General features: G+C 53.0%; 26 protein-coding genes. 18 read left to right on the top strand and 8 right to left on the bottom strand.

Going from position 1 to position 22,998, the window contains the following annotated elements; translation table 11 throughout:
- The first annotated feature begins 5 nt into the window (after positions 1 to 5).
- From CJO09_RS07805 to CJO09_RS07795, 3 genes are all read left to right on the top strand, one after another.
- Positions 6 to 1,223 carry a CaiB/BaiF CoA transferase family protein gene (locus tag CJO09_RS07805; RefSeq protein WP_119441849.1) on the top strand — a complete coding sequence of 406 codons (1,218 nt, stop codon included), beginning with the start codon at positions 6 to 8 and terminating at the stop codon, positions 1,221 to 1,223.
- Between the two features lie 85 nt (positions 1,224 to 1,308).
- Positions 1,309 to 1,617: a helix-turn-helix domain-containing protein gene (locus CJO09_RS07800; RefSeq protein ID WP_119441848.1), complete on the top strand. Its 309-nt coding sequence runs from the start codon at positions 1,309 to 1,311 to the stop codon at positions 1,615 to 1,617.
- On the top strand, positions 1,611 to 2,990 hold the full coding sequence (locus tag CJO09_RS07795; RefSeq protein WP_119441847.1) for a HipA domain-containing protein: 1,380 nt from the start codon (positions 1,611 to 1,613) through the stop codon (positions 2,988 to 2,990). The genes CJO09_RS07800 and CJO09_RS07795 overlap by 7 nt, the downstream gene beginning before the upstream one ends.
- Before the next feature lie 10 nt (positions 2,991 to 3,000).
- On the opposite strand, the gene CJO09_RS07790 is transcribed toward CJO09_RS07795, so the two are convergent.
- Complete coding sequence (locus tag CJO09_RS07790; protein WP_119441846.1) at positions 3,001 to 3,717, bottom strand: TetR/AcrR family transcriptional regulator; 717 nt, start codon at positions 3,715 to 3,717, stop codon at positions 3,001 to 3,003.
- A gap of 152 nt (positions 3,718 to 3,869) precedes the next feature.
- Here CJO09_RS07790 and CJO09_RS07785 point away from each other — a divergent pair, with 152 nt between their 5' ends.
- Positions 3,870 to 4,916: an aromatic ring-hydroxylating dioxygenase subunit alpha gene (locus tag CJO09_RS07785; RefSeq protein WP_119441845.1), complete on the top strand. Its 1,047-nt coding sequence runs from the start codon at positions 3,870 to 3,872 to the stop codon at positions 4,914 to 4,916.
- A 15-nt stretch (positions 4,917 to 4,931) separates the two neighbouring features.
- Positions 4,932 to 5,990 (top strand): apurinic/apyrimidinic endonuclease family protein, encoded by a 1,059-nt coding sequence (locus CJO09_RS07780; RefSeq protein WP_119441844.1) that lies wholly within the window; start codon positions 4,932 to 4,934, stop codon positions 5,988 to 5,990.
- A gap of 29 nt (positions 5,991 to 6,019) precedes the next feature.
- Here the strand turns inward: CJO09_RS07780 and CJO09_RS07775 are convergent, their stop codons facing one another.
- Positions 6,020 to 6,337, bottom strand: a complete 318-nt coding sequence (locus CJO09_RS07775; RefSeq protein WP_119441843.1) for a helix-turn-helix domain-containing protein — start codon at positions 6,335 to 6,337, stop codon at positions 6,020 to 6,022.
- Positions 6,306 to 6,704 carry a type II toxin-antitoxin system RelE/ParE family toxin gene (locus tag CJO09_RS07770; protein ID WP_119441842.1) on the bottom strand — a complete coding sequence of 133 codons (399 nt, stop codon included), beginning with the start codon at positions 6,702 to 6,704 and terminating at the stop codon, positions 6,306 to 6,308. The genes CJO09_RS07775 and CJO09_RS07770 overlap by 32 nt, the downstream gene beginning before the upstream one ends.
- Before the next feature lie 251 nt (positions 6,705 to 6,955).
- Between CJO09_RS07770 and CJO09_RS07765 the strand changes: the two genes are divergently transcribed.
- The gene (locus CJO09_RS07765; RefSeq protein WP_119441841.1) at positions 6,956 to 7,303 is read left to right on the top strand and encodes a hypothetical protein; all 348 of its coding nucleotides are present in this window, start codon (positions 6,956 to 6,958) and stop codon (positions 7,301 to 7,303) included.
- 61 nt (positions 7,304 to 7,364) lie between these two features.
- Positions 7,365 to 8,447, top strand: coding sequence for a dTDP-glucose 4,6-dehydratase (rfbB, locus tag CJO09_RS07760; protein WP_119441840.1), 1,083 nt, complete (start codon positions 7,365 to 7,367; stop codon positions 8,445 to 8,447).
- Between the two features lie 3 nt (positions 8,448 to 8,450).
- Here the strand turns inward: rfbB and CJO09_RS07755 are convergent, their stop codons facing one another.
- On the bottom strand, positions 8,451 to 9,227 hold the full coding sequence (locus CJO09_RS07755; RefSeq protein WP_119441839.1) for an IclR family transcriptional regulator: 777 nt from the start codon (positions 9,225 to 9,227) through the stop codon (positions 8,451 to 8,453).
- Positions 9,228 to 9,358: 131 nt separating this feature from the next.
- Between CJO09_RS07755 and CJO09_RS07750 the strand changes: the two genes are divergently transcribed.
- Genes CJO09_RS07750 through CJO09_RS07720 form a run of 7 tightly spaced genes read left to right on the top strand, consistent with a single transcriptional unit; the run spans position 9,359 to position 15,812 of the window.
- The gene (locus CJO09_RS07750; RefSeq protein WP_179950523.1) at positions 9,359 to 10,249 is read left to right on the top strand and encodes a polysaccharide deacetylase family protein; all 891 of its coding nucleotides are present in this window, start codon (positions 9,359 to 9,361) and stop codon (positions 10,247 to 10,249) included.
- Positions 10,246 to 11,100 (top strand): branched-chain amino acid ABC transporter permease, encoded by an 855-nt coding sequence (locus tag CJO09_RS07745; RefSeq protein ID WP_158582736.1) that lies wholly within the window; start codon positions 10,246 to 10,248, stop codon positions 11,098 to 11,100. The genes CJO09_RS07750 and CJO09_RS07745 overlap by 4 nt, the downstream gene beginning before the upstream one ends.
- Positions 11,101 to 11,103: 3 nt before the next feature.
- Positions 11,104 to 12,054, top strand: a complete 951-nt coding sequence (locus tag CJO09_RS07740) for a branched-chain amino acid ABC transporter permease (protein WP_119441837.1) — start codon at positions 11,104 to 11,106, stop codon at positions 12,052 to 12,054.
- A gap of 45 nt (positions 12,055 to 12,099) precedes the next feature.
- Positions 12,100 to 13,359 (top strand): ABC transporter substrate-binding protein, encoded by a 1,260-nt coding sequence (locus tag CJO09_RS07735; RefSeq protein WP_158536647.1) that lies wholly within the window; start codon positions 12,100 to 12,102, stop codon positions 13,357 to 13,359.
- Positions 13,356 to 14,129 (top strand): ABC transporter ATP-binding protein, encoded by a 774-nt coding sequence (locus tag CJO09_RS07730; RefSeq protein ID WP_119441990.1) that lies wholly within the window; start codon positions 13,356 to 13,358, stop codon positions 14,127 to 14,129. Before CJO09_RS07735 ends, CJO09_RS07730 begins: the two co-directional genes overlap by 4 nt.
- Positions 14,122 to 14,832, top strand: a complete 711-nt coding sequence (locus CJO09_RS07725; RefSeq protein ID WP_119441836.1) for an ABC transporter ATP-binding protein — start codon at positions 14,122 to 14,124, stop codon at positions 14,830 to 14,832. Before CJO09_RS07730 ends, CJO09_RS07725 begins: the two co-directional genes overlap by 8 nt.
- A 2-nt stretch (positions 14,833 to 14,834) precedes the next feature.
- A complete protein-coding gene (locus CJO09_RS07720; RefSeq protein ID WP_119441835.1) occupies positions 14,835 to 15,812 on the top strand; it encodes an asparaginase in 978 nt (325 codons plus the stop codon).
- A 13-nt stretch (positions 15,813 to 15,825) separates the two neighbouring features.
- Here CJO09_RS07720 and CJO09_RS07715 read toward each other — a convergent pair whose 3' ends face one another.
- From CJO09_RS07715 to CJO09_RS07700, 4 genes are all read right to left on the bottom strand, one after another.
- Positions 15,826 to 17,049 (bottom strand): type II toxin-antitoxin system HipA family toxin, encoded by a 1,224-nt coding sequence (locus CJO09_RS07715; RefSeq protein ID WP_119441834.1) that lies wholly within the window; start codon positions 17,047 to 17,049, stop codon positions 15,826 to 15,828.
- Positions 17,042 to 17,299, bottom strand: coding sequence for a helix-turn-helix transcriptional regulator (locus CJO09_RS07710; protein WP_114419170.1), 258 nt, complete (start codon positions 17,297 to 17,299; stop codon positions 17,042 to 17,044). The genes CJO09_RS07715 and CJO09_RS07710 overlap by 8 nt, the downstream gene beginning before the upstream one ends.
- A gap of 77 nt (positions 17,300 to 17,376) precedes the next feature.
- Positions 17,377 to 17,622: a CopG family ribbon-helix-helix protein gene (locus CJO09_RS07705; RefSeq protein WP_114419171.1), complete on the bottom strand. Its 246-nt coding sequence runs from the start codon at positions 17,620 to 17,622 to the stop codon at positions 17,377 to 17,379.
- 116 nt (positions 17,623 to 17,738) lie between these two features.
- Positions 17,739 to 18,455, bottom strand: a complete 717-nt coding sequence (locus tag CJO09_RS07700) for a TetR/AcrR family transcriptional regulator (protein WP_114419172.1) — start codon at positions 18,453 to 18,455, stop codon at positions 17,739 to 17,741.
- A gap of 146 nt (positions 18,456 to 18,601) precedes the next feature.
- Here CJO09_RS07700 and CJO09_RS07695 point away from each other — a divergent pair, with 146 nt between their 5' ends.
- The 4 genes from CJO09_RS07695 (at position 18,602) to CJO09_RS07680 (ending at position 22,977) form a co-directional block, all read left to right on the top strand.
- The gene (locus CJO09_RS07695; protein WP_119441833.1) at positions 18,602 to 19,897 is read left to right on the top strand and encodes an alpha/beta hydrolase; all 1,296 of its coding nucleotides are present in this window, start codon (positions 18,602 to 18,604) and stop codon (positions 19,895 to 19,897) included.
- 62 nt (positions 19,898 to 19,959) lie between these two features.
- A complete protein-coding gene (locus tag CJO09_RS07690; protein ID WP_119441832.1) occupies positions 19,960 to 20,826 on the top strand; it encodes a VOC family protein in 867 nt (288 codons plus the stop codon).
- Positions 20,827 to 20,846: 20 nt separating this feature from the next.
- Positions 20,847 to 22,532: an AMP-binding protein gene (locus CJO09_RS07685; RefSeq protein ID WP_245961263.1), complete on the top strand. Its 1,686-nt coding sequence runs from the start codon at positions 20,847 to 20,849 to the stop codon at positions 22,530 to 22,532.
- Positions 22,525 to 22,977: an acyl-CoA thioesterase gene (locus CJO09_RS07680; RefSeq protein WP_114419175.1), complete on the top strand. Its 453-nt coding sequence runs from the start codon at positions 22,525 to 22,527 to the stop codon at positions 22,975 to 22,977. Before CJO09_RS07685 ends, CJO09_RS07680 begins: the two co-directional genes overlap by 8 nt.
- Positions 22,978 to 22,998 lie beyond the last annotated feature (21 nt).

Raw genomic sequence — 22,998 nt, 5'->3', positions numbered from 1 at the left:
GGTAGATGTCAGGCGCGTTAAACGGGGTGGTTGTTCTTGATTTGTCCAGAATTCTGGCCGGCCCGTGGTCAACCCAGAACCTGGCCGACCTGGGGGCCGACGTTATTAAAGTCGAGCGCCCGGGCAAGGGCGACGACACCCGCGCCTGGGGCCCCCCCTTTGTGAATACGGCTGAAGGCGAACCCCGCGACGCTGCCTATTACTTCTGCGCCAACCGCGGTAAACGTTCCATTACGTTGGACTTCACCCAGCCCGAGGGCAAGAAAGTATTGCTCGAGTTGGTGGCAAAGGCCGATATTCTGGTTGAAAACTACAAGTTCGGCGGCCTGAAAAAGTATGGCCTGGATTACAACAGCCTGGCCAAGGTGAACCCGAGGCTGATTTACTGTTCCATTACGGGTTTTGGTCATACCGGCCCTTATGCCGAACGCCCCGGTTACGATGCTCTTATTCAGGCCATGGGTGGCTTAATGAGCATTACCGGCGAGCCCGACACCGTACCGGGTGGCGGCCCGCAAAAAGTGGGCGTGGCCGTGGTGGATATTCTGACGGGCCTGTATGCCACATCGGCCATTCTGGCGGCGCTTTATGCGCGTACACAAACCGGCCAGGGGCAGCACATCGACGTGGCGTTGCTCGACGTGCAAGTGGCCTCGCTGGCGAACCAGGCCAGCAATTACCTGTTAAGCGGCAAAGTGCCGGGACGGTTGGGCAGTGCGCACCCGTCTATCGTGCCGTACCAGCCATTTCAATGTGCCGACGGCTACGTTATGTTAGCCATTGGCAACGACACCCAATTCAAAGCCTTTTGCGAAACGGCCGGCTACGGCGGCTTGGCTGAAGATGAACGCTTCAGCACCAATGCCCAGCGCGTGGCGAATCGCGACCAACTCGTACCTTTGCTACAAGAACGCATGTTGCTGAAAACCATTGATCAATGGTGTCAGCTTGCCATTGAAAACGGTTTCCCCTGCGGGCCCATTAATACGATTGACCGCGTATTCGAAGACCCCCACGTGCAGGCACGCAATATGCGGGTGGAAGTGCCGTCGGAAACGTATGGGTCACTGAATTTAGTGGCCAGCCCCATGAAGTTCTCTGGCACCCCCATTGAATACACCACGCCCCCGCCGACGCTGGGGCAGCATACCGAACAGGTGCTGGGTGAGTTAGGGATTGATGCGCAGACGATTGAGTCGTTGAAAAAGGCCGGCGCGGTTTAGTATCGGTTTTAGCAATAAAATAGAAATATTGCTTTTGCCAATTAATTCATTTAAATTGCTTATAGCGATGTAAATGGATTGAACAATGAATACACTGCCTGGTTCTTTGCAACCTGTTCCTTTACGTACCGAACGTGAAATCAGCGTATTGTTGAATGGCTTGCGCAAGCAACAAAAAATTAGTCAAAAAGAGCTAGGCAAGCGGCTGGGGTTGCAACAGTCACGCGTGTCAGAACTATTGTCTAATCCAACCGCCATGCGGGTCGAGCAATTTATGCAAATACTGGCGATACTGGGCATGCAATTGCAGGTCCAGTCGCGTGATGCCGTATTCGCGGACCCTACTTTGCAAGAGTCCGGGGGTTCAGTTACGCGAAGCAAACCGCAATGGTAGGCGGTGAGTCTGCTTCTTCAACTGCAAGGCCGGGCAGGCCTTCGCAGCGTCGTCGGCTTTCCGTTTGGATGAACGGCGTGCGGGTAGGGTGGTGGGAAACCCGGCGGGGCGTGCAGCCAAGCTCCGACACCTTCGAGTATGACTCGGCGTGGCTGCATCACCCGGCTTTTCGCCCGGTGTCGCTTTCAATGCCGGTGGTAAACGGCATGCTGACACAAAATGGGCCGCACGTTAGGGCCTATTTCGACAACCTGTTGCCCGACAATATCAATATTCGTCGTCGTATCGGCCAGCGTTTTGGGGTAAGCCCCAGCGACTCTTTCGCCCTGTTACGTGAAGTGGGTCGCGATTGCATAGGTGCGCTGCAACTGCTTGAAGATGACGACGAAGCGGCCATGCCAGGGCCGCCGCAAGGCATAACCCTTTCAGAATATGCCTTGGCAGATTATTTCGACTCGGTGTTGTCAGGCGGGCCGTTATTGCATCAAGATAACCCCGACGATTTTCGCATTTCGTTGGCCGGTGCGCAGGAAAAAACGGCATTACTTTGGCACAAAGAGCAGTGGATGTTGCCGCGCGGTACCACGCCCACAACACACATTATCAAGTTTCCATTAGGGCAGGTGGGCGGAAACGCAGCGTTGACCGCGTTGCATTCTGTAGAGAATGAGTGGTTGTGCAGTCGAATATTGCATCATTTCGGTATACCTGTTGCCAACACCGCCATACAAGTTTTGGGTCATCGTAAGGTGTTAGTGGTTGAGCGGTTCGATCGTGATTGGCAAGGCAACGTTTTACTGCGCCTTCCGCAAGAGGATATGTGTCAGGCATTTGGTTTGCCCCCGCATATGAAATATGAAAGGGATGGCGGTCCGGGCATTAACCAAATAGCGCGCTTGTTGGAACAAGGTCATCATGCGCAGGCGGATTTGGCCACATTCTTCCGCGCCCAGGCGTTGTTTTATGCCTTAGCGGCAACCGATGGGCACGCGAAAAATTTCAGTGTGTACCTTGATCGCGGTGGTGCTTATTTTTTAACGCCGCTTTACGATGTTATTTCGTTGTTGCCGCTGGTTCAGTCGCCCGGTTTTCCCGATTTCCATTTGCGTCGGTTGAAGTTATCCATGGCATGGGCACAAGGTAAAAAACGCCACTACGACTTATTCAACATGCGCTTGCGCCATTTAACGGGTGGCGTTGACACAATTAACAAGTGGATAGACGAATTAAACGACAAAGCGTCAATTGCAATTGCCAAGGTTGAGCAGGACATTCATAACCATGCTCCCGACATGCCTGCGAGCTTATTTGAAAACATTGCGCTTACCTGCAAGGTGCGACTTCACGATTTGGTAACCCGGTATCGCACTTAAATTTTCAAATTTACGTTTTCAGGCCAGGCTTTAGCACAGACTGCATCAGCAAATCGCTAATGTACTTGGCCCAATGTTCCACTTCTTTCGGGTCCATTAAGTCGGCCGCCAGGAACGCCGAAAACGTGTAGCGGTTGGAAATATAAAAGTAGCCCAGCGCCGTCATGGCCATATACAAATGTTCGCAATCGACGTCGTTGCGAAACAAGCCTTTCTTTTGGCCTTCTTCAATGACATTGCGCAAAATCGAAATGGCCGGGCCTGCGTACTGGTCGGCGCTTTTCGACTTGGCAATGTGCTTTCCCTTATTCAGGTTTTCTGCATTCAGCAGTACGATGAGTTCGGGGTTTTCAATGTAGTAACGAAACGGAAACTGAATAATGGTGCGTAACGACTCAACCGGGTCGTTCATATCCAGGTCCAGATTCTTTTCCGCTTCGAAAATATCTTTATAAGCCTCTTCCAGTACCGCAACAAACAGTTTTTCCTTGCTGCCGAAGTAATAGTAAATAAGGCTGTCGTACGATTTGGCCGCTTTCGAGATTTTATCCACCCGCGCCCCGCCGTAGCCGTCGCGCGCAAAAATCTTTTTAGCCGCTTTCAGAATATTTTCCCGCGTGGTTTTAGATGACCGTGTGCGCCCCTTCTTGCGTGGTGTGCCGGCCTCTTCGGCGCTGGCCGCAAGGTTAATGGTTGAAGCCATAACGTCGTCGTCTTTGCGTGTCATGAATAAGTTGAAAGTTTAAGCCTGAAGGACCTAGTTTACAGCGTGAATCAACGTAATGAAAAAATATTTTGCCATGTTACGGCTATTCGGTATATGATTCATTTATGTAGTGAACACTAAATAAATAAACCAGCACTCACCGGAGATGCATCATGGCTGAATACGTATTGAACACCTGGTATCCCATTGCATGGTCACGCGACATTACCAATAGCCTTACCCAACGCCGTATTGTTGAAAAAGATGTGGTTATGTACCGCAATAGTCACGGCAAAGTGGTGGCGCAACTCGACATCTGCCCGCACCGTATGATGCCGCTTTCCATGGGCCGCCTGAAAGGCGATGCCATTCAATGCGGATACCATGGCATGGAGTTCGACTGCTCCGGTAAATGCGTGCGTATTCCGGGTCAGGAAAAGATTCCCGCCGGCGCCAAGGTCACCACCTACCCCGTGCACGAGCATATGGGTTTGGTGTGGATCTGGATGGGCGATGCTGAAAAGGCTGATACCTCGAAGGTATACAACCTCGAGCAATATCACGACCCGGCATGGGATGTGGTGGAAGGTGACGCCTTGCAGATCGACTGCAACTACCTGAATCTGTGCGACAACCTGTGCGACCCGTCGCACGTAAGCTTTGTGCACCTCACTACTTTGGGTAACGCCGCCAGCGAAGATGTGCCGGTGAACTCCGAACGCACTGAAGACGGCGTGCTGACCTGGCGCTGGGTGATCGACGCGCCGGCTATCCCTATTTTTCAGAAGTTCGGCGGTTTCACCACCAACGTAGACCGCTGGCACTACTACCACTACACCGCCCCCAGCATCGCGGTCATTGATTTCGGTACCGCTAAAACCGGCACCGGTGCGCCCGAAGGTAACCGCGACGACTGCGTGCAAATTTACGCCTGTCACTTCATGACCCCGGTCGACGAAAACACCACTATCGACCATTGGATGCACATTAAAAACTTCAAGGCCGACGCTAAAACCAATGCGGAAATGTCGGCATCGTTCCGCGAAGCGTTCAATGAAGATAAGGTGATTCTGGAAGCCATTCATAAGAACGAACGCGCCTACCCCGACTTCAAAACCACGATGCTGAATCTGGACGCATCGGTTGTACGCATGCGCCGCAAAGTAGACAGCATGATTGAAGAAGAAAAAGTCGGGCGTCAGACAGTGAAAGCAGCTTAAACACAGGGCAAATGAATGAAACCGATTGATGCCGATTTTCCTTTTCTGTTGGGCTGTAACGGCCGCGGCGCGCAACCCTCTTCCCTGAACAACCCTGTTTCGCTGGAAGAGGTCAGCATCGACGAACAATTCCGGTTGGTGAAAGAATCAGGCGTTTTCGATTATTTCGATCGGATTCCCTTGCGCAGCAATATCAATGAATACCGTCAGGCCATTGAAAAGCATCAGTTGCCCGTGCACACCGCCAGTTGGTTCTACATGCTGGGTCGCGACGAGGCGCTGCTTTCCGACAACCTGAAAATTTGCGCGGAAATTGGCGCCAAAGCGCACAACATCATGACCTTCACGCATCATGCCGACGGCCATGTGATTACCGACGCGGAAATTATTGATCATTACCTGCAGGTATACGACGAAGGCATGAGGCTGGGCGTTGAGCCGGTGTTTGAATTGCATGTGAACATGTGGACGGAAAGCTTCGCCCGCGTGACCCCCATTGCCAAAGCTATTCAGGCGCGCGGCGTACCGTTTCATTACAACATCGATTACAGCCACGTAGCCTTCAAAATCGGTAACCCTGAAGAGCTGGACATTTCTGAGTGCCGTGAAGCAGTGGAATCCGGCAAAATGAAGCTGGACCCCTTTGAACCCGGTTCGCTTCTGGAAGAGTGGTTAAACCTGAATATGGTGAAGTGGACGCAACTGCGCACGGTGGGGCCGAATCAGCCCAAAAACCTGTGGTGGAAAAACGAAGACGGCTCCTACGCGCGTGGCATTCAATACCCCATTACACGCCCGGCACCCGGTGAGTGGCACTCGCAATGGCATGCCTATTTGCTGGAGCCTTCCAAGGAAGCCATTCGCATGGCCATGCGCTATCACATTACCCATGAGAGCAGCCCGCTGCGCTATATCACCACCGAAATGATCAATCTGCCCGATTACGGTTTAGGTGCCAAGTACAACTTGTTTGAACAGAACGTGGAATGCGCCAAGTTTATTCGCCGCGCATGGAAAGAAGTGAAAGCCCTGCATGAGGCAGGGTTGGTGCAGTGGCCGTATTACGGTGAGTAGAGTAATAGGCTGCGGGTGTGCTTTACGTATTAAAGCACCGCATCCAGGCCCTTTCGCTCAAGCAGATTCAGCAGCTTAAGCGAAGGGCCGCTAGGGCGCTTTTCGCCAATTTCCCATTTCCGGACAGTTGAAGCGCTGGTGTTCAGAACCGAAGCAAGTACGGTTTGTGAAAGTTTCAGTTGTTCTCGTAGAGCGCGTATTTGTTCACTATTGTATTCCGGCACGGGCGTTAAACACAAAGCTTGAAACTTCTGTAGTTTGCGTTTGTCGATAAAGCCCAGGCGATGCAGGTCAGACGTAGTTTCATGAACGGCATCAAGAATGGCGCTTTTTGTTTTCCGCGTCATACATGATCTCCTGGATAGCGCCGTCTTCGACGGCGTCAATAATTTGGTGTTCGGTTAAAGACAATAGTTCAATAGCTAATGCTTGAAGCGCTTGAAGCTCTGTCGTAGTGACGTTGCTTCGTTTGTTCTTTTCAAAACCAAATACAAAAAAATAATATTGTTCAGATCGTGTTGCGATAAGAGTGCGAAAACCACCGCGTTTTCCTCTTCCAGGGGCGGGTAGTCTTTTCTTGAAAACACTCCCGCCAAGGTTCGCATCTGATAGTCCCAATATCATCTCGTCTATTGCCTGGGTAAGCGCTTTATCGTGAATACCCGCTTTCAGCGCCCAGCGGGAAAAGTGGCGGGTTTTGAATATTCGGACCATAAAATTATGTCACTTAGTGGCATATATATCAACTGATCCAATGTAGTTAAATTGAAATAGTTAGTGTTTGTTTAGGGCACTTTTTGTCCACTCGTAGAAACGCAAGATAGGAAAAATATTGCGTGAAATGGGGCTGAACGCGGTGCAAATTGTTGTCCCGCTTTAAAGTTTTCAGGCGTCATTTCTGTAGCTTGCCGCTGGTATATTCGAACGCCTCGTTTATCCTGTGCCACTTCACATAAGCTGATGAAATGACAACTCCCCCCATTCGCGCGCACCTGAACACGCAATACCGTCAGGCCGACAAAATCATGCTGCCGGTGTTATGGCTGCTGTTCATTATGGCGTTGGCACTGACGCCTTGGTACGCCACTTACATGCCGGCGTTATTGGTGGGCTTGCCGGCCGCCGCTATTCCCTCGCTGTTCATTTTTCTGCGCCCGGGCGCGCGCATTACGCGCTCGTTGCAGTCGGCCGAATTGCGGGCCATGGTGGACGGCCTGGCGGGCAATGAAGGGCAAATTAATTTGGCGCCTGCAAAACAGGCTCCGCGGTCTGCGGCCGCGCTGGCATTGCATAACGCGCTGAGCTGGGCTTGAACAAGGCGAGAAGGCTGTGATGAGCCGTTATACTTTCATCATCTAAACGGTTCTGATCACTATGTCTACAATTCTGGTTACCGGCGGCGCCGGTTTTATTGGCTCGGCTTTGGTGCGCTTCTTAATCAACCACACCGAACACCACGTGGTGAATGTCGATAAGCTAACTTACGCCGGTAACTTGGAGTCGCTGGAGTCGGTGTCGCACAGCCCGCGTTATACGTTTGAACAAGTCGATATTTGCAACCGCGCTGCCCTGGATCGTGTGTTTCAAACCCATCAGCCCGCTGCGGTCATGCACCTGGCGGCAGAATCGCATGTAGACCGCTCCATCGACGGCCCGGCAGCGTTTATTGAAACCAATATCGTGGGCACCTACACCTTGCTGGAAGCGGCCCGGGCCCATTGGTTGAGCCTGAACGATACCCAACGCACCACCTTTCGCTTTCACCACGTTTCCACCGACGAAGTGTATGGCGACCTGCCGGAAGATCCTTCGGTGTTGTTTACCGAAGCCACGCCCTATGCGCCCAGCTCGCCGTATTCGGCCGGCAAAGCCAGCTCCGACCACTTGGTGCGCGCCTGGATGCGTACTTATGGTTTGCCGGTAGTGGTGACCAACTGCTCCAACAACTACGGGCCGTATCACTTCCCGGAAAAGCTTATTCCTTTGGTGATACTGAATGCCCTGGAAGGCAAGCCTTTACCCGTGTACGGCCAAGGCCAACAGATACGCGATTGGCTTTATGTGGAAGACCACGCACGGGCCTTATACAAAGTGGTGTCTGAAGGCAAAGTAGGTGAAACCTACAACATTGGCGGCCACAATGAAAAGCGCAATTTGGATGTTGTACACACCATTTGCGACTTGCTCGATGAACTCAGCCCCAACACACGCCCGCAAACCGATAACGGTGAAACCCAATCGCACCGCAGCCTGATTACGTTTGTGGCCGACCGCCCGGGGCACGACATGCGTTATGCCATTGATGCCGGCAAGATTCAGCGCGAACTGGGCTGGGTGCCGCAGGAAACGTTTGAGACGGGCCTGCGCAAAACCGTGCAATGGTATTTGCAGAACCGGGTGTGGTGTGAACACGTGCAAGATGGCTCGTACCAAAGGCAGCGGCTGGGACAGGTTTAGAATTTACAGTCGTTGTGTCACGATTTCCGTGGTTTGACGAAGCCACGGCACAATTTCCGCTACCCGTTCTTCGGTCATGCGTGATGACGTTGCGGCAATTGTAATAGCCGCAATAGGCGCGCCCTTTTCGTTGATCACGGGCAGGCCTACAGCAGTGACACCGGGAACTGCGCGGTTGCCGATGAGCGCATAGCCCGAGGTTTGGGCGCGTGCCCAGTGCTCCATAATTTGTTCCGGCGTCAGGTTTCCGTATACGGCCAGTCGGGGTGCAACCGTTTGTGTAATTTCATACGCTTCGCGTTCCGATAATGCGCTTAACAACGCCAGCCCCCCGGCATTCACGCCCAAAGGTTGCCGCGCGCCTACCGGCACGGCGGGCGTTTGAATAGGGTACGGGCCCTGAACCCGCGATAAGCAAATGGCATCATTGCCGCTTCGAACAAACAGAAAAGTGGTGTCGCCCGTTTGCTCGGCCAGGCTATGCAACTGCGGTCGACATAAATCAATCAGGTTGAATTGATGCGTGGCATTCAGGCCCAACTCAAAAACCAACGAGCCCAGGAAGTAGCGCCGATTGCCGGGGTGTTGCGACAGCATGCCTTCCGCTGCCAGTGCCTTCAACAAACGGTGCGTTGTCGGACGCTCAAGGTCAAGGGCCTGTGCAACGTCGGCCAATCGCATGCCGTCTCCGGTTTTCGAAGCAATTAATTTCAATGCCTGGATGGCGCGTCGCACGGTTTGCGCGCCTGCGTTTGAAGGGGAAGAAGGTTGGGCACTCATGTCCGTTGAAACCCTTAGTAAGTCCAATTAATGGAATTAAATTTTAATGCATTGACGCTAATAACGTTGATATATAGGATTTATCCAGAAATAAGTGCTTCTATAAATTCTTTTATTTGAAATTTATTGCCATGAAATCTCGCACCCCAGCTCAGCGTTTGCCCTATCAGTCCATTGTCGACCGACCCAAACTCACCTTGCCCGATAACGCGCGTGTTGTTGTTTGGCCGGTGGTGAACGTGGAAGATTGGGACATCTCAAGACCCATGGCGCGACAGGTATTACCCGCGCCTACCGCGGCGCCTGTTTTACCCGATATTGCCAATTGGGCCTGGCATGAATACGGTATGAGGGTGGGGTTTTGGCGCATTAAAAATGCGCTCGACAACGTGGGGGCCAAAGCCACGCTATCCATTAACGGGCGCGTGTGCGAAACCTACCCGGGGGTGGCCGGTGCGGCGCGCGATGCGGGTTGGGAGTTCATGGGTCATGGCTATATTCAAATGCCCACGCATCAGGTCGACGACCAACCCGCCATGATCAAGCGTACGGTCGACACCATTCGCAACTTCACGGGCAAGGCGCCGGTGGGCTGGCTTGGCCCAGGGCTAACGCAAACATTCGATACGGTCGATCATCTTGCGAAAGCCGGCATTCGTTATATCGGCGACTGGGCTATTGATGACCAACCCATGCGCTTTGAAACACAAGCCGGTCCCATGGTGGCGATGCCCTATACGGTTGAACTGAATGACATTCCCATGATGGCGGTGCAGCAGCACCAGTCGGATGTATTTTTAAAGCGGGTTCAAGATACTTTTGATCGCCTGTATGAAGAAGGTGCCGATCAACCGCGGGTGATGTGTATGGCGGTGCATCCGTTTTTGTCGGGGGTGCCGCATCGCATTCGATATCTTGAAGAGGCCCTCAGCTATGTGAATCGTCCGGGGGTGTTGTTCTGGACAGGCGAGCAGCTGCTGGAATGGTACGACGGCCAAATGCGCACGGAGGCACAAGCATGATTGGCAACCTCATCCAGATTGCAAATGCGTTGTCGTTTTCTGCCTTGCTGTTCATCGTGGCCAGTGGGTTTACGCTGATTTTCGGCTTATTGCGCGTGGTGAACTTGTCACATGGTTCGCTGTATCTGGTGGGGGGGTATGTTGGCATGATGGTGGCGGTTGCCACCGGTTCATTTCTGCTTGCATTCATCGCTTCGGCGCTGGTCATTGCGGTTATGGGTTACTGCCTCGACCGCTGGTTGCTGAACAGGGTGAAAGATGCGGAACTGAAACAAGTGTTGTTAACGCTTGGTGTAGCCATGGTCTTGAATGATCTTGCGCTGGTTGCCTGGGGCGGCGATACCCGAACCATTCCGATTCCCGAGCTTCTGGTCGGGGCAATCAAAATCGGCAATTTCTTTTATCCGAAATATCGCATGTTGGTGATTATTGCGGGTATTGCGATTTTTGTGGTGCTTTGGTTTGTTTACAACCGAACCAAACTGGGCGCGCTTATACGGGCAGGCGTCGATGACCGCGAAATGGTTCAGGCCATGGGCATCAATATTCGACGTTTGTTCGTTTTCACGTTTATGTTGGGCTCTGCATTGGCAGGCATGGCCGGCACGCTGGGCGGTGCGTTTCTTACCTTGTATCCCGGTGCCGACGTTGAAATTCTGGTGTTTGCGCTGGCGATCGTCATTATTGGGGGGCGCGGCAGCCTGGTGGGTGCTGCTGTTGGAAGTTTGCTGGTGGGCTTCCTGGCCAACTTTGGTCAAGTTTGGGTGCCGGAATTGTCGTACTTCATTATTTTCGGGCCAATGGCGCTTTTGCTGGCATTCCGCCCCTTGGGTCTTTTTGGAAAGGCGTAAAACATGATTCTGACTCCTGCCATACGCTATACGCTCATTGGGGTTTTGGTGTTGTTCCTGCTAAGCGTGCCTCACATTTTTGGCGATTATCCGAAAACCTTGGCAACCGAGATCCTGATCTACGGCTTGTTCGCCATGTCAATCGACATTCTGGCGGGTTTTGCGGGCCGCACCTCTTTAGGCCACGGTGCTATTTTCGGCACCGCCGGCTACGTGGTGGCTTATTACGTGGCCACCATGAATGGTGACCCCTGGTTGGCCATCGTGTTCGGTCTGCTCGCTGCTGTCTTGGTTTCGGCCATCTTCGGTGCCTTGGCGGTGCGCACAAGCGGGGTTTATTTCTTGCTGCTTACGCTGGCGCTCGGCATGGTGGTGTGGGGTGTTGCCTACCGATGGACATCGGTAACCGGCGCGGAAAATGGCTTGTTGGGCGTGGCGCGCCCTCAGGTGCTAACTGACCTTGATACTTACTACTACTTTGTGTTGGGTGTCGTTGCCGTCATGGCGCTCATTGTTCGCCGGTTTGTTTACTCTCCTTTTGGCCAGGCTATGCAAGGTATTAAGGAAAGCGATTCGCGCATGCGCACACTGGGCTACAACGTGCCCCTCGTTCTTACCATCGGCTTCATGGTGTCGGGTTTTTTTGCGGGTGTGGCCGGTATCTTGATTGTGTACCTGAATAACTTTGTCAGCCCGAATAGTGTGGCGTTGGCGCTGTCAACGCAGGGTTTGCTCATGGCGATCCTGGGTGGGGTCGGCACTTTGTGGGGCAGTTTCATAGGCTCGGCCGTCATTATTCTTCTGCAGAACGTCGTCAGTTTCTACACCGAACGTTGGATGACTATTTTAGGTTTGTTGTTTGTCTTAACCATGCTTTTTGCACCGGAAGGTCTTCTGGGCAAGGGGCGTGCGCTGTCCCGGCGTTGGCTCAAAAGTCAATCGTCGAAATCCTGATTTGAAACGCAGCTCTTACCTACTATGACCAAACGGAGGTCCATAATGAATCGTCGTCATTTTCTTCAAACGGCCGGTGCTGCCGGCGCATTGACTCTTGTTTCCGGCAATCTGCGTATGGCGCTTGCGCAAACATCCGGCCCCATTCGTATTGGCTTTCTGGCGCCGCTCACCGGTACGGCGGCATCAGCCGGGCGGGAATTGGTTGATGGCTGGAATCTGTATTGGCAACAGGCCGGGATGGAGCTGGCCGGCCGCAAGGTTGAGGTCATTGTGGAAGACGATGCGTCCAGCCCGGATACGGCCTTGCAGAAAGCCCGGCGCTTAGTGCAGCAGCAAAAGGTACATATGCTGGTGGGCGATATTCTGGCCAACACCGGCCTGGCGGTGGCGGAATATGCCAAAGGCACCGGAACCCCTTATTTCATGCCGGTGGTGGCGGCCGACGATCTTACACAGCGTACGCGTATTCCCAACGTATTGCGTGTGGCCGGCTTTGCGGCCAGCCAAATGACGCGGCCGCTGGCCGATTGGTGCCTGAAGCAAGGTTATAAGCGGGTGGTGACGATTGGCCAGGATTACACATTCGGGCATGAGCAAGCCGGCGGCTTTATTCAAAACTTTACACAAGGTGGCGGCACCTTGGCCGGGCAGCTTTGGCATCCCTTGAATACGGCGGACTTCAGCCCTTACCTCGGTCAAATTCCGTCGTTCTCTCCCGATGTTGTATTGGCCATTGAAACCGGTGCCGACGCCGCACGTTTGCTCAAGCAATGGTACAGCTTCGGCATGAAGCAGCAGTTCCCGTTGGTGACATCACAAAACACGACCGACCAATCCATTATTCGCAATCTGTTGCCGGCCGAGGCCCTGGGTATTGTTTCTTCGGCCCACTACGCCGAAGGGGCCGATGACCCTGCAGTGAAGCAGTTCGTTGACGCGTATGAGAAAGAATTCAAGATTCTCCCGGCTATTTTTGCGGCGGAAGGCTTTACCGCCGGGCTGTGGATTGCCGATGCCATCAAGAAGGTGCAAGGTAATGTGGAAGACATTCCGGCATTCCTCGACGCAGTCAAAAGCACCACCATTCCCGACAGCCCACTTGGTCAGAATCTGCATATGGATGATTACGGCAACCCCATTTACAACATCTACATTCGGGAAGTGGTTGAGCGACCCGATGGCAAGTTGGTGAATGCGGTAATCGATTCTTATGCTGAAGTTTCGCAATTTGGTAACTTGTCGCCTGAAGAGTATTTGAAGCAGCCACCCTTTAGTCGCGACTTCCAGGGCGTAGCCAAATGACGCAAGGCGTTTCTTCCGTGCCGGCCCTGACGTTAGATGGTGTGGGGCGCAGCTTTGGTGGGTTGCGCGCCGTTAACGATGTCAATCTAAAGGTCACGGCCGGCTCGACACATGTGGTCATCGGCCCGAACGGGGCCGGTAAAACAACACTGTTTGCACTGATTTCAGGTGAACTGGCGTTGTCGTCCGGCACCATCAGTTTGTTCGGTAACGACATTTCCAAATGGTCGGCGACACGCCGGGCGCTGGCCGGTATTGGGCGAACGTATCAAATTACCAATGTGTTGGGTGGCTTAACCGTTGAGCAAAACATATTGTTGGCGTTGCGGGGAAAGCAGAAAATCAAGTATTCCATGTTTGGAAGCGCAAAACCCACTTCCACCGAAGCGGCGCGTCTTGAGGAGTTGTTGACCCGCTGCAATATCCACGAGTTTCGCTATACAAAAGCATCCGCCATGTCGTATGGTCAGCAGCGCCAGCTTGAATTGGCGATTGCGCTTGCATGTGATCCCTCGGTGTTGTTGCTCGATGAGCCGGCGGCGGGGTTGTCGCCGGCCGAACGCGGCCCCATGGCCGATATCGTGCGTCAGTTGCCCGACGAGTTAACTGTTCTGCTTATCGAACACGATATGGAGTTGGCACTAGGCTTGGCCGATCGGGTCACATGCCTTCATTTCGGGGAGGTGTTGGCCGAAGGCACTCCCGATGAAATCAGGCGCAACGAGAAGGTGCAGGCGGTTTACTTTGGGGCCTCGGAACACCATGCTTGAAATAAAAGACTTACACAGCAACTACGGTGAAGCCAGCGTATTGCGCGGCGTGAATTTATCCATTCCGGAAGGGAAGATCACAGGTTTGCTGGGCCGTAACGGCATGGGTAAAACAACGTTGATTCGTTCAGTCATGGGGTTAACCCCGCCGCGCGTGATTTCGGGCTCCATTCGTTTTCATGATCATGAGCTTGTCGGGCGCGAGCCCGATCAGGTGGCGGGCCTGGGTATTGGGCTGGTGCCGCAGGGGCGGCGCCTGTTCGCTTCGCTTACGGTCATGGAACATCTTGAAATTTGTCCGCGCCGGGATGCACCGTCGGGTCGCAGTGCGTGGTCGATCGACCGGGCATTTGAATTGTTCCCGCGTTTGGGTGAACGGCGCAAGCACCGAGGCAATCAGCTCTCTGGCGGCGAGCGACAAATGCTGGCAATTGTGCGTGCACTCATGAGCAACCCCGACTTGTTGTTAATGGATGAGCCCACAGAAGGCCTGGCGCCTGTTATGGTCCAACACGTTGAAGCTGCGGTGCGTGTTCTTCGGGATGAAGGCTTAACGGTGTTATTGGTTGAGCAAAACCTGCGCAGTGCGCTGTCGCTCATTGATAGCGCACACATCATGGAAACGGGCGTGCTCGTATACTCCGGTACCGCGTTGGAACTGAAAAACAGTCCCGACATTCTGCAACGACATTTAGGTGTTTAGAAATGACGCTTCCCACCGTTCACGTTTATGTTTTGGGCGGCACCATTACCATGGCGGGGGGTGCCGGCACCGGCATTGCCCCTAAGCTTTCGGGCGAAGACCTAATGGCGCAGGTGCCGGGTTTGCGCGATGTGGCCAACGTGGTCGTGAAAACGCCGTTTCTGAAGCCGGGGGCGTCGCTCACGTTTGCTGAATTATCTAACGTGGCAGCCATGATTCAAGATGATCCTGCCCAGGGTCATGTTGTGGTTCAGGGCACCGACACCATCGATGAAACCGCATTTTTTCTTGGGTTATTGCACAACGCACAAGCGCCGGTTGTGGTGACAGGCGCCATGCGGGGCGCGTCGGCGTTAAGTGCCGACGGCCCGGCTAACCTGCTTGCCGCTATTCACACGGCAGGCCATCCCGAGGCCGCAAATCGGGGTGCGCTGGTGGTGTTGAATGATGAAATCCATCAAGCCCTGTACGTTGAAAAAATGCACAAGGGTCTGGTTCAAGCGTTTCAATCGATAAATGGTGGCGCGGTGGGGTATTACCTTGAAGGTCGGCCCCGGTTCCTGCACCCGGCGCCGCAACATCGTGCCGCTCTATTCAGCAATCGTGTCGCGCCCGAGCGTGTGGCCGTGGTGAAAGCAGTTCTGGATGGCGATGACGCCTTGCTTCGCGCCACGCTCGATCTGGGTTATCACGGTGTAGTGGTGGAAGCGATGGGGGCCGGGCATTTGCCGGCCCAATATCTGGATGCGCTTGACGCGTTGCTTGAGCGTGTTCCCGTGGTGCTGGCTTCGCGTGTGCCCGCCGGCCCGGTTTTTCAGAATACCTATGGCTTCCCCGGATCGGAAATTGACCTGATTCGCAGGGGTGTGATTCCCGCCGGCTGGCTTTCGCCGCATAAAGCTCGGATACTGTTGGCTGCGGGGTTAGGTGCGGGGCAGAGTATGCAAGAAATACGGGATACGTTTGCACGGTTTGCTTAACCACAACTCTCGCTCAGGGACGCAAAATAGTAAGAATCCTGGGTAAAGTTTTATTAGGATCATTCTTAAAGCGCGTGTCCTGGCTAAGCTGTTCACTCACGAGATCTATTGCACGTTCAATTCGATTAGTTGCTTCCCAGGCAAACTCTTGTTGAACGCCAAATTTTTCTGCAAATTTGATCAAGTTGTCGGTCGATGGGAATGTGTGGGCTTTATTCATCTTAAGCGCCAGTTCGCGATCAAGATCGGGGTAAATTGCGGTACAAACCACATCGTATACAGGGCTTGGCAAAATCTCGCTGCCCGGGTCTTCATACACCAAGCCGAAGTTCTTTAAATGCGCGTCCCCGTCTTTTAGTAAAGCGGAAAGGGCGATTCGCTCAAACATTGCTTGGTTGGCCGCTTCATTCGCACAATAGGTGTTCACAATGCGCATGATGGATTCGTACGAGCCCAGGTATTTCTGACTTGCGTTCAAACCGGCCAGTACGGCCATATCTTCAAAGCCCAGGGGTTTGCCGGACGGGTCTCGGTCGAAGCGCTCAACAATAAAGCGTGTGGCGTCATCAGAAAGCCAAAACCGCGGCACATTCAGGTTGGCCTCGCGGGCTACTGACATACAAAAATACTCATTAAGACTTAACCCGGGGAACTCCTTTCCGGCTTCCTTGACAATGACGCTGGGGGTGAGAAGCGAGGTTTTGTTCGTTCGTTCCGTTGTAATATGGGTTGGAACGATAATTTTTGGCTGCGCGCCCGACAGGCTCGAGCGAAGGGCGTACTTTGCCATCAGGCGGCCAAAATACGATTGGTCCTGCTCATGTAATAGTTGTTCGATTGTTTCAGGAGAGGGGGGAGCCAAATCAAGTTCGGGATGTTCATACGAGACTCGGCCGACTTGAAGCCCCTGCGAGAGCGCCAAAAAAAGCAGCTTGTTCGGAATGCCTGCGCGACTCATGGCATCTTCGATATACAAGCGCAAATAACCCTCCGGCTCATTCATAGAGAAGACCCCAAACAGATCGCCATTGGCGTAGCTGCGGGTTCGAAAAGGCAGTCCAAGCGAAACTTCGCGTGCTTTGTTCGACTGCGCGTTTACATCGTAGGTGAACGCGTACACGCTTTCCTTAGCCAACACACCGGCGTAATCAACCGTTGTGTACACATTTAATTGCGGGCGTCTCTTAATAAGGCCGCTAACATGCGAATACCACTTGGTGAAGCTCGTCTCAGTCATCGTCGTCACTCAAGAAAATTTCACGGGCATTTTCCCAGGTTGGACGTATCGTTTCGGACAAGGTCAATGTAAACCCAAGGGCATGGGCGAGTTTATGCACCTCGTCGATGCCGACGTTTTCGCCTTTCTCGATCCGAATGATCAGTTTTCGATTGATGCCTGCTCGCGAAGCGGCTTGCGCCTGAGTTAAGGCGCGCTCCACACGTGCTTGTTTAAGCTTGCGCCCGAAATGAGCAGATAATTCCAACATTAATGTCCTAAATAAGTCACTTATTCATATTATTAACTTTAAAAGTGACAAATACAAGACTTTTTGGTTTGGACAGCTTAATAACCCGCTTCAAGTTTTTCCAGCCATGCGTCGGCCTCATCGGATGTTAAGTGTTGTCCATTTTCTTGATAGTTTTGCCAGGCACGCAAGGCATCTTGTTTGAAGGCTTCACGTTTTTCCTCTTGATCGACATAATGTCGAATTGCCTCGCGCATGATCCAGTGGGCAGAGCGATGCCGTGCTTTTGCAAGATTTTGAATGCGATCCTTTAGGTCGTCATCCAACTTTACTGTCGTGGCCATGATATTTATATATTAGTTAAAAGTACTACCTTTAACTAATATAGTTGTCATGCCGGTTGGGCGCAAGTGTCGTGAGGAAAAAGGGCTACGTTTTCGCGATTTGCTTAACCGGCTAATCAGCCCCGCTTAACCGCTTTTACGTCTAACCGTTTTTCCAGCAAGTTCAGGTCTTCGCGCAATTGACGCATCGTTTCGTCGATGCTGTCGTTGCGCAGTCGTCGCTCCTCGCCCCTTACCACGGCGTTCAGGGCCAGGTTGGCAATGCCGTTTACCACTTGCTCAAGGGAAATGGCCCCTTTCGGGTTGAACCACCAGGCCCCCCAGTTGCACATGCCCAAAAGCGCAAACGCGGTCACTTTGGGCTCAACGTCGCGAAACTGTCCGGCTTTAATGCCCGCTTCAATGGCCGTTACGAAACGGTCCAGTACCAGACGCCGCGAGGCTTCCGCCTTCTTGCGCAACGTGGGAGTTAGGTGTTCTTCGTTGCGTTCGACAACCCGAAACTGTAAAGGGTGGCTCAGCACCAGCCTGGCGTGGCCACGAACCAGTTCAGCCAATGCGTCGCTGGGGTCGCGTTGCTGTTCAAGTGTGTTGGCGGCAATTTTTCCCGCCATTTCCGTGATTTCCGAGGTAAGCGCGCGAAGAATATCGCCTTTGTTACGAAAGTAGTAATAAATGGCTGTGCGTGTGACCCCCATTGCTTCCGCAATATCACCCATGCTGGTGCCTTGGAAACCACGTTGAATAAACAACGTAGATGCGGCTTCCAGTATCGACTCTTGCAACAGCTCCCTGCGGGAGGATTTTGCACTGACACGAGGGGGTTTGGGCATAAGTTAATCGCAGTTTTAGATCAATAAGAAGTTTGATTATAGAAGTCGAGCCGAGTGCTTCATCTAAGTGTTTTCCACTATAAAGACAATTATTTCACACATATGTCAAATTTTTTGATTAGAATTTAATCAGAAGGAGACAAGGTATGGACTCGAACAAAGATCGCGATGCATCAAAAGCGCCTGTGCATGGGGCGGGGCAGGTGACAGCAGGGTTTCTGAATACGGACTGGACCCCGCGTGACTTGCCTGCCGATGCAAGCACGCGCAATGTAGTGTTGCGCACGCAAGACCAAGCCGCTACAGGCGGCGCGTTGTATTGCCCGCCAAACGGTGCTGATACCGTGGTGTGCATCATGCATCCGCGTGAATTCATGGCGTGTCATTATCTGGTTCCCGACATTGTTTCGGCAGGCTATGCCGCGTGGTCGCAGTGGCCGCGTTCCGTGGGTAACGACTTGCGCCTTGAGCACGAAATTGCGCTTTTCGATGTGGCGGCCTCCATGGCTTATCTGCGCGAAGCCGGTTTTCGCAATGTCGTGTTCCTGGGCAACTCGGGCGGAAGTGGTCTTTACAGTCTTTACATTCAACAAGCTGCCTTGCCGCCTTCGGAACGCATCGCCGGAACACCGGCAGGCCGACCCACGGGCCTAGCTGAATTGGAAATGCCGCAAGCCCAGGGCATGATTTTCGTTGCGCCGCATCCGGGCCAAGGTGCGTTGCTGATGCAGTGCATCGACCCATCGGTTACCGATGAGAAAGACCCTTTTTCCGTTGATTCTGCGCTTGACCCTTTTAGCGATAAAAACGGTTACCGCTCACCCAAGGAAGGCGCCACGTATGCGCCTGAATTCATAGAACGATATCGCCAGGCGCAGTATGAGCGAGTGCAGCGGCTTGATGCCATTGCACACGAACTTGTAGCGCAGCGGATGGCGGCCAGAAAGAGAGTTAAGTCAGCGGGCGCGACGCAGCATGACAAGAAAATGGCTGCTCATACGCCCGTTATGACTGTATGGCGCACCGATGCCGACCTTAACTGCTTCGATTTGTCGCTTGATCCATCCGACAGAAAGCCGGGCTCTCTATGGGGTAACAATCCTTTGGCGTCCAATTACGGTTCGGTGGGGTTCGCCCGTTTGTGCTCACCGGAAAGCTGGCTATCGACCTGGTCGGGTATCTCTTCGAACGCATTACTGGAAAAAACCTTACCGGCCTTGACTCAGCCAACGTTGTTAATTGAGTACACGGGCGACCAGGCTTGTTTCCCGTCAACTATCAGGAAAATTTTCAATGACATCGCGGCAACTGATAAACAGCATGAGCGTGTTAAAGGCGACCATCACGGCCGCGCGTTGAGCTCAGAAGATGAAGCGGGCCGCTATATTGCCGGCCGCTTAATTCAGGATTGGTTGAAAGCACGCTTTCCCCGAAAAGCGTAAAGCCCAATCGCAAACATGAGTCTTCGTTGAAGTGATTCACGATTCAAGTAAGGAATAGATCAATGAGCACAGCATTAAACCGTCTGGTTCTCAAAGGCGTTGACCACACGGCACGACCCACCTGGAAACTAAAGGAAACGGTCGAGTTCTATCGCGACAAGTTGGGTTTGCCTTTAATTCACACAATCTCGGCCCGAGGGTGGGGTCCCAGCACGCACCCCGATTTTCTGCATTTCTTTTTCGATAGCGGACAAGGCAGCACCATCGCCTTTTTCTACTACCTCGGCACGCGGGCCCCTGAAACCATGCAAGGCCGTGAGCATGCCAAGCCGTGGCCGGAGGACTTTGTGACCGATGCCACACACACTGCCTGGTTGGTTGAAACCGAAGAAGAGTTACATGCGTGGAAAGAGCAACTGCAAGAAAAGGGTGTTGAGGTGTCGGTGGAAACGCGACATGAGGTGATTGAGTCTATTTACTTTCGTGACCCCAACGGCTACTTCCTGGAAATCAGTCGCAAATTGCGTCCCCTGGACTCAGGCGATTACAACGATGCAGCACGTACCCTGGAAGCCGCTATTGAACTGGAAACCGAGCGCCAGGGTGGGGTTGCGGACATTGCCTCTATTGATGAGGTTTGGCATCGTAAGGCGAGGAATTTACTAAAGACTGCGCCGGACAACAGCGTTTGTCTGCCCGTGCTTAAAGTGCCGGAGTTCGAGCCGTTGGTTCAGGCGGCAAAAGAAAATCCCGATTGTGAGCTTACGGATTTCAGCGAGGAATATTGGTTAATCAAATCGAGTGGCCCCATCGAGTTCGGACGCAAAGCATTGGGTTTGAAGCCGGCTCTTTGGTACGGCCTTTTTACAAGTGGGATTCACGGCAACATTACCGTTTTTGATCGCGACATTGTGCGCATTGAGCCTTAAAAAATGTAAGGAAGAGACACGTGCAAGAGATACGTAATCCTATTGCCGGGGTGGTTTATCAGAGCGATGAGAAAGCGGCTTATTACCTGGACAATGGCGCCTGGATGAACAGTACAGTGGGTGACGCATTACGCGCCACTGCGGCGCGTTACCCGAATCGGCCCGCTTTCATCAGCGATGAGCAAACCATTACCTTTCAGGAGTTGGATGAAAAAACCGACCTGATTGGGGCGGCACTACTGGACATGGGGCTAACGCCGGGAGACCGGGCCATGTTCCAGTTGGGCACGAATATTGAAACGGTTTTAGTGGCCCATGCCTGCCATAAAGCGGGGATCATCCCCGTTTGTACTATTCCACAATATCGTGAAGTGGAAATAGGTGCACTGGGCCGAAAAAGCGGGGCCAAAGCGCATTTTGTGCAGGCGGATTTCAGTCAGTTCGATCTGGTTGAGTTTGCCCTAAGGATGCGCGAAGAGAATCCGGCAATCGAGCACATAGTGGTGGTTCGGGGCAAGGCGCCTCAGGGTACAACCGCATTCGATACGCTGCTCGGTCGAATGCCGTTAAGCGACGCTCGCGAGCGATTAAAGGCCGTTAATCTGGGCTCCCGAGACGTGCTGACTTTCCAGTTGTCCGGCGGGTCCACCGGTTTGCCAAAAATTATTCCCCGGTTTCACGGTGAGTATTTGGGCCATAGTGCAGCTTTTTCTCATTGCTACAAAATAAGCAGTGACTCGCGCATTATCTGGTCGCTTCCGATTATTCATAACGCAGGCCAGTTATATGCGCTCATGCCCCCTGTTGTGTTGGGCCTGACGTCGGTATTGATGCCTAAAGTCGATATCGAGCGTATGTTGCAGCTGATCGAGGAACACAAGGTAACGCATGGGCTGTCTATTGGTCCTATTGCACCGCAGCTGATTGCCTATAAAAACATCCGGCAACACAACATTTCATCGTTACAGTTGTTCGTCACGATGAGTCGTTCAGGCAAACTGGAAGAGCATTTGGGTATACCGTGCTCAAACCTTTTTGGTATTACGGAAGGTTTATTGATGGGCTGCGCGCCAGACGAGCCCGAGTTTGCGCGCCATCACACCCAAGGCGCCTCCGGCTGCCCGTTCGATGAAGTTCGTGTGCTGGATCCTGAAAGTGAAAAACCGATCGAGCCCGGCACGATGGGTGAGCTTTGCTTTCGTGGGCCGTCCAGCTTGCTTGCTTATTATGGCGACGACGAGGCAACTGCGAAATCACTGACCTCCGATGGATTCTTCCGTACCGGCGACATGGTGATTGAGCATGTTGTAGATGGTAAATCCTACTTCGCGTTCCAGGGTCGCTTGCGCGACAACATTAATCGTGGCGGTGAAAAAATTGGCTGCGAAGAAGTGGAAGGGTTCATTAGTCGCCATCCTTCGGTGTCCGACGCAAAACTGGTGGCCATGCCCGATCCTTTCTACGGAGAAAAAGCCTGTGCGTATCTGATTCTGCATGAGGGGTACGATGCGCCAAGCGTGAAATCGCTGGCCGAATTTCTTACCGGGCAAGGCCTGGCAAAGTTCAAGTGTCCCGAGCGTATTGAAATTGTTGATTCTTACCCCGTCACGCGCGTAGGCAAGGTCGACAAAGTCGCCATGCGCAAAGACATTGCCGACAAGCTGGCCGCAGAACAAACAGCAAACGACGGGGTGCAAAGTGATTAGCACTGAGTACGTTGTTTCAGAGCAGCCTTTCACGGTGCGTCGAACGGTGAAGTGGGGCCAGTGTGATCCCGCCGGGGTGGTGTATACGGTGGTCTTCGCCGAATACGTTATTTCAACAGCCGAGCTTTTTTATGGCTGTTTGTTCGGGCAAGGGCCGCAACAGGCAAAAGACAAATATCAGTTCGGTACGCCCACACGCGGCCTGACATTTGATTTTCGCAAATCGCTGCGCCCCGATCAGCAGTTCGATACCGAGGTGCGTGTAGGGCGAATCGGCACCAGTACTTATCAGCTATTAATGCATGCCCGCGATATGGAGGGCGACACCGTCTTCACCGCGTGTTTAACCCCTATTTGCATTGTAAGAGGGCAGCGCGAGTCGATACCCATACCCGAATACTTCAAAGAAAAACTGAAGGCGCATCAAACTTCCGATGCACCGTAATCCTTGCAGTTGATATTCCCT

It is taken from the genome of Neopusillimonas maritima (genome assembly GCF_003576595.1).
In the GTDB taxonomy this organism is placed as follows: domain Bacteria; phylum Pseudomonadota; class Gammaproteobacteria; order Burkholderiales; family Burkholderiaceae_B; genus Neopusillimonas; species Neopusillimonas maritima.
Note: the sequence above shows the minus strand (reverse complement) of the source record. Positions and strands in the feature narration are given on the sequence as shown.